This window comes from Candidatus Similichlamydia epinepheli (assembly GCF_003056015.1).
This window is the reverse complement of the sequence record NZ_PPEU01000057.1, coordinates 1-4,835: the sequence shown is the minus strand read 5'-3', so window position 1 is coordinate 4,835 and position 4,835 is coordinate 1. Positions and strand designations below refer to the sequence as shown.

The following is a 4,835-nucleotide window of genomic DNA, read 5'->3' as shown; positions in this document are numbered from 1 at the left end:
TCTATCCGACTGAGCTATCGATCCTCGGAAACAGGCAACCCATTTTAGTTTGGATCGTAGACGAAGTCAAGTTGACGAATGCAGAATTATCCAAGGAGGTAAATATGAGAAGAATCAAGAGGCTGACCGATATATTAGCGACACTAGACAATCTATTCCCTGGCGTCCTAAAGAGTGCTCTTTGTGATCTTATAGACCCGCATTATGCAGAGAATCAGGAAGATTTATCGATGATTTTGGAGTACAATATTTCAATTTTGAAGAAAAAATTGATGACTGAGTCAAATGGAAATTTAAGATGTGTTGAATCTGCTTGTAGATTTATGGAAAACAAAAGAAATTTTCTTCCTGAACAGTGGCAAACAATCCAAAAATTAAAATCAGACTTTTCTTCTTTTGGCGCTTTTCTCACTGCAGAAATGCAACGTGATTCTTGTGAAGATATAAAAGTCACAAAGATGCCACTAATAGAGAAGAAAAAGGTTCAGAAAAAAAAATTCCGCTCTAGTCGATGCGATTGGATGCAGGCTTAAATATAGATGAAGGATTTTCTTAACAGCATCTGCCATTTTAGTTTAATCTTGTCTGGGGGTAGGTTCTTGGGGGCCTCTTAAAATGTTCATCGAAGGTTTTGCTTTTAGCCATTTTATGGCTACTTGTGTTTATGTTTTTTCCTTGATCTTTGCACGTCGTTTAATAGAGCGTGTTATCAAAAGTCAAGTAGGGGAGCAATGGTCACAAGAATACCGTTTGAAGGCAATTGGACATGTGCGAAGCACGATACTTGCTCTGGTCATTGTAGGTTTAATTTTTATATGGGCTGAGGAGCTTCGATCATTTACTGTTTCAGTATTCGCGATAGCTGTTGCTGTGGTGATGGCATTCATGGAACTGATTCGTTGTTTGCATGGTTATCTTCTCTTGATGAGAAGTAACGCATATTCACTTGGGGACAGGATAGAGATTGGTCAATTTAAGGGAGACGTACTTTCAGTTAATCTACTTTACACGACCCTTTTGGAAGTTGGAATTGGTGGAAAAAGTTCTAATCAAGGGACAGGTAAACGTATCATCTTCCCAAATAGCCTTCTTTTGACTTCGACAGTGGTTAACAGCTCATTTCTTGAGGATTTCTCTTTTGTCTCTATAGATATTCCTATGATGGCTAACGAGGACGACTGGCAAATGGCCAAATCGATACTGCTAGAGTTAGCTCAAGAAGAGTCTCAGCCGTTTCTAGAGAAGGCTCGTAGAAGGTCTAAGGAAATGGCTCAGAAGCATGGCTTAGAACCTGTTTCAGTAGAGCCTCGAGTTTTTATACGTATGACAGCTCCAAATCAACTACTTCTAACACTTAGAGTTGCTAGTCCATGGAACTTACGAGACAGAATTGAGCAATCTATCATAAATCATTTTCTCGAGAGATACTTTCAAGAGGAAAAATCATCTATAACTTGATAGAGATAATTTTTTATTGATAGGATGAAATTTGGAGGGGTGGCAACTTTAGAATCTTCATCCTGAAAGTGCTTTTTAATGTATATCCTGTCTCTCTTATCTAGAGATGTTTTACTTCCAGTAGTTTTTTTTGGTCTATTCGGTCTTCTGATCTCTCTTGTAACCCTGTCGATTAAGTTTTTTTTTCATGGCAGTGGAATTTTTTCAGTAGATTTTTCTTCTAAGCTCCAGCAAGGTGTCATAGCTCTCTTTGGCGAGACTCTTCTCCACAGTTTACTTAGAGGCAGTGTGGCGATCCCTTCTCCATGTGGAGGGAAAGGGCTATGTCATCAATGCCGTGTGCGAATTGTTGAAGGAGCCAATCCTCCAACAGATTTAGAGAGGGGAGTCTTCTCAGACGAGGAAATTGAATCTGGTTGGAGATTGGCTTGTCAGGTTTTCGTTAAGAATGAAATTAAAGTTGACCTTCCAGGAAGAATATTGTCATCGTCCTTTGCAGGGGTTGTTAGTTCGAATAAAAACGTAGCTACCTTCATTAAGGAATTGGTAGTGGAGCTAGATGAGCCAATTCAATACGAGTCAGGTGAATATTTTCAGTTCTTGATCCCTAACTATGCGACTTGCACTTCTTCTTGGAAAAAAGGTATTGATACTGAGTTTCATTCAGAATGGGAACGATATGGAATGTTCGATTCTGCAATCGTTCATGAAAAAGATGAAGAGACTATTCGTGCTTATTCATTAGCATCTTATCCAGGAGAAGGTAAAACTGTACGATTCACTATACGGATAGCTTCTCCTCCTTTGAAAGATGGCTGTGTTAATAGTTCTATCCCTTGGGGAATTGGATCTTCCTATCTCTTCTCAAGACAAAAAGGAGATAAAATCCAATTTACAGGGCCATTCGGTGAATCAAAAATGATTAAAGATGAAAGGCCGATCTATTTTCTTATTGGTGGAGCAGGGGCTTCTTTTGTAAGAAGTCACGTTATGAGCCTCTTCATGTTAAATCATACAAATAGAAAGGTATCTCTATGGTACGGAGCCAGATCGTTACAAGAAAACATCTATGCAGATGAATTTCTTGATATTCAGAAAAAGTTCCCCAATTTTACCTACCATTTAGTTCTTTCTAATCCAACAGATAGAGAAAAAGATCTCAATTGGCCTTTGTTAGATCCGGAAAGAACAGGGTTCCTTTTTCAAGCTTTTGAAACAGGAGTACTTCAAAATCTTAATAACCCAGATCAAGCCCTTTATTACGTTTGTGGGCCTCCACTTCATAATCGCGCCATAAGAAATCTCTTGAGAGAATACAGAATACCTAAAAGCTCTGTGATTCTGGACGATTTCGGTAACTAATTCAAAAGACCTTTTTTGATCATAAACCAACTTAATCCAAACAATTGAAGAGCCATTGAAAACAACATAAATGGGTCAGAAAGTTCAAATATAGTTGAAAGGTGAGCTTCACAACCTAAAATTATAGAAATACAGAGTATCAAGCCGTAAATCTTCTTACCTTCCTTTCCGAAAAGATATTCCCAACACGCTAATCCATTGAAGGTATTGCCAAGAATTGTTCCAAAAGCAAAGAGAAAAAGAGAAATGTGCAAGCATGTACCGCCAAAAGATGCAAGAGAACCTTTGAAGGTCAAGTCAAGTAGGTCAAGCGCAGATGCATTATAGTTGTAGTATCCAGATGATAGAACCGCAATTCCAGTTAAACATCCAATTGCTCCGTTGACATATGCTCCCAACACAGCAAGAGTAGCTTGAGTTTCTGCGTCATTTCCAGTTGAAAGAGAGTGAGGAATAGAAGCAGTTCCAATGCCAGCTTCCAAAGCTGATATACTTCTCGAAATTCCCCAGCGCATGGCTTGAATAAACGATAAAGAGACACATCCAGATGCAGCGGATCGAATTGAAAAAAAGTTAGAAAAAATGAGGTTAAAAGTAGGTATAAGATTCGCACGGTTGACAATAAGAGTGCTAGTTAATGCACCTAAATAAACTACTAGCATGAACGGTGCAATTCGATCAGTAATATCTCTAATTAATGATGCGCCACGATTCAATATGCAGGCAGATAAAAAAGAAAGCGCAATTCCGAAGAGAGCAGGAGATAATCCGAAATTTCTAAACGAGATATCAGACAAAACATGTGCCTGAGAAGCATTCCAAGTCATTAGAAGTATAGATGTAGATACCGCGTATGCAATGGCAAGTGTTGGATAAATCTTTGAAAGATGCGCCATTGGCCCAATAGTTCTTTGAGGTCCATAAGACCTATTCTTAAATGCAAGAACTATCTCGGCGTATACCACGCCACTACCAATAATGGACGCAAAAAAAAACCATACCATTGCTCCAGGCCCACCCATAATTATCGACAGGATAGGTCCAACAACATTACCAATTCCAATTGTTGTCGACATTGACATAAATAGCGCTTGACGAGGGCTAAGCCGATCAGAAGCAACTTCTGATTCCGGGGCCTTAAAGAAAATAGCAAATGACTTAGGAAGTACTCGGAACTGAACGAATCTTGTTTTGGCGACGATTACGACCCCTATTAAGAAGACGACGAGAAAAGCCCCATTTACAAGCAAGCTGAACATTTACTCTCTACCTTTGTAGATCCCACGCTTGGCGATTCTGCTATGAATGGGAACTTTGTTGCAAGAGATTTATATCTGTTTATGAACGAATAACAATTTAATTTAATCGAGTTTTTATCACTGAAATGACACTTCTATATTGGAATTCTTATGCGCAATCAAAATGATCTTTTTAATTCAAAAAAACCTCTAAAAGAAGTCCTCAAGTCGATTTCCAATTTTGTACTTGTATATGTTGGATTCTACAATGGGTTTGATTTACATGAACAAAAAACTGTTCTAAATGCTATTAGAAAAAGGTTTAAGGCAAAGAGAGTGGCCGCCTATTTCTGTGGAAAATCTATTAGGAAAGGACATCTATTTGCATTTGTTTTCTTTCCGAAAACGATTCTTTCACCTACAGAAAAAAACGAAATGCGTGATCTTATTGGAACAGTTCTCCTTCAAACAATTAGCAAATCATCTAATAATCCTATCAAAGTTAAGCTTCATAAATAAGCTTTTTTGTTGGTTTTTTTATGAGTGTCGAAGGAAGAAAACGTTCTGATTTAAATGACCAGTCAGCGTCTCCTGGAGAGATTAGTGAAAGTGGTTTATCTACAAGTAATTCTTATTGTCCTCTTGTTATTCAAAGGCTTTTTCAATATTCACAACAAAAATGGACAACTTTCTCATCTCGTATGAATGTGGTGAGAAAACGTTGTATTGTATCTTTTAAAAGAGCACAACAGGGCAGTTTGATTGGATTGCCTATGA

At 38.1% G+C, this 4,835-nt stretch carries 6 protein-coding genes; 5 read left to right on the top strand and 1 reads right to left on the bottom strand.

Translation table 11 applies throughout. The annotated features are described in order from the left end of the window. The 3 genes from GCCT14_RS03580 to nqrF all read left to right on the top strand — a co-directional run. Positions 1–533, top strand: a 533-nt coding sequence (locus GCCT14_RS03580) for a hypothetical protein (protein ID WP_204592947.1), incomplete at its 5' end; no start/stop codon positions are given. An 82-nt stretch (positions 534–615) separates the two neighbouring features. Beyond that, positions 616–1,458, top strand: a complete 843-nt coding sequence (locus GCCT14_RS03575) for a mechanosensitive ion channel family protein (RefSeq protein ID WP_108624275.1) — start codon at positions 616–618, stop codon at positions 1,456–1,458. Positions 1,459–1,536: 78 nt separating this feature from the next. Next, the gene (gene nqrF, locus GCCT14_RS03570; RefSeq protein ID WP_108624274.1) at positions 1,537–2,820 is read left to right on the top strand and encodes an NADH:ubiquinone reductase (Na(+)-transporting) subunit F; all 1,284 of its coding nucleotides are present in this window, start codon (positions 1,537–1,539) and stop codon (positions 2,818–2,820) included. On the opposite strand, the gene GCCT14_RS03565 is transcribed toward nqrF, so the two are convergent. Next, positions 2,817–4,079, bottom strand: a complete 1,263-nt coding sequence (locus GCCT14_RS03565; protein WP_108624273.1) for an alanine:cation symporter family protein — start codon at positions 4,077–4,079, stop codon at positions 2,817–2,819. The genes nqrF and GCCT14_RS03565 overlap by 4 nt on opposite strands. Before the next feature lie 150 nt (positions 4,080–4,229). On the opposite strand from GCCT14_RS03565, the gene GCCT14_RS03560 reads away from it, so the two are divergent. Continuing rightward, the gene (locus tag GCCT14_RS03560; protein WP_108624272.1) at positions 4,230–4,577 is read left to right on the top strand and encodes a hypothetical protein; all 348 of its coding nucleotides are present in this window, start codon (positions 4,230–4,232) and stop codon (positions 4,575–4,577) included. A 20-nt stretch (positions 4,578–4,597) separates the two neighbouring features. After that, on the top strand, positions 4,598–4,835 hold a 238-nt coding region (locus GCCT14_RS03555), incomplete at its 3' end, for a hypothetical protein (protein WP_157952571.1).

Coding starts and splice junctions, on each gene's coding strand:
- GCCT14_RS03575 (WP_108624275.1), top strand. CDS start 616: ATGTTCATCGAAGGTTTTGCTTTTAGCCATTTTATGGCTACTTGTGTT.
- GCCT14_RS03560 (WP_108624272.1), top strand. CDS start 4,230: ATGCGCAATCAAAATGATCTTTTTAATTCAAAAAAACCTCTAAAAGAA.
- nqrF (WP_108624274.1), top strand. CDS start 1,537: ATGTATATCCTGTCTCTCTTATCTAGAGATGTTTTACTTCCAGTAGTT.
- GCCT14_RS03565 (WP_108624273.1), bottom strand. CDS start 4,079: ATGTTCAGCTTGCTTGTAAATGGGGCTTTTCTCGTCGTCTTCTTAATA.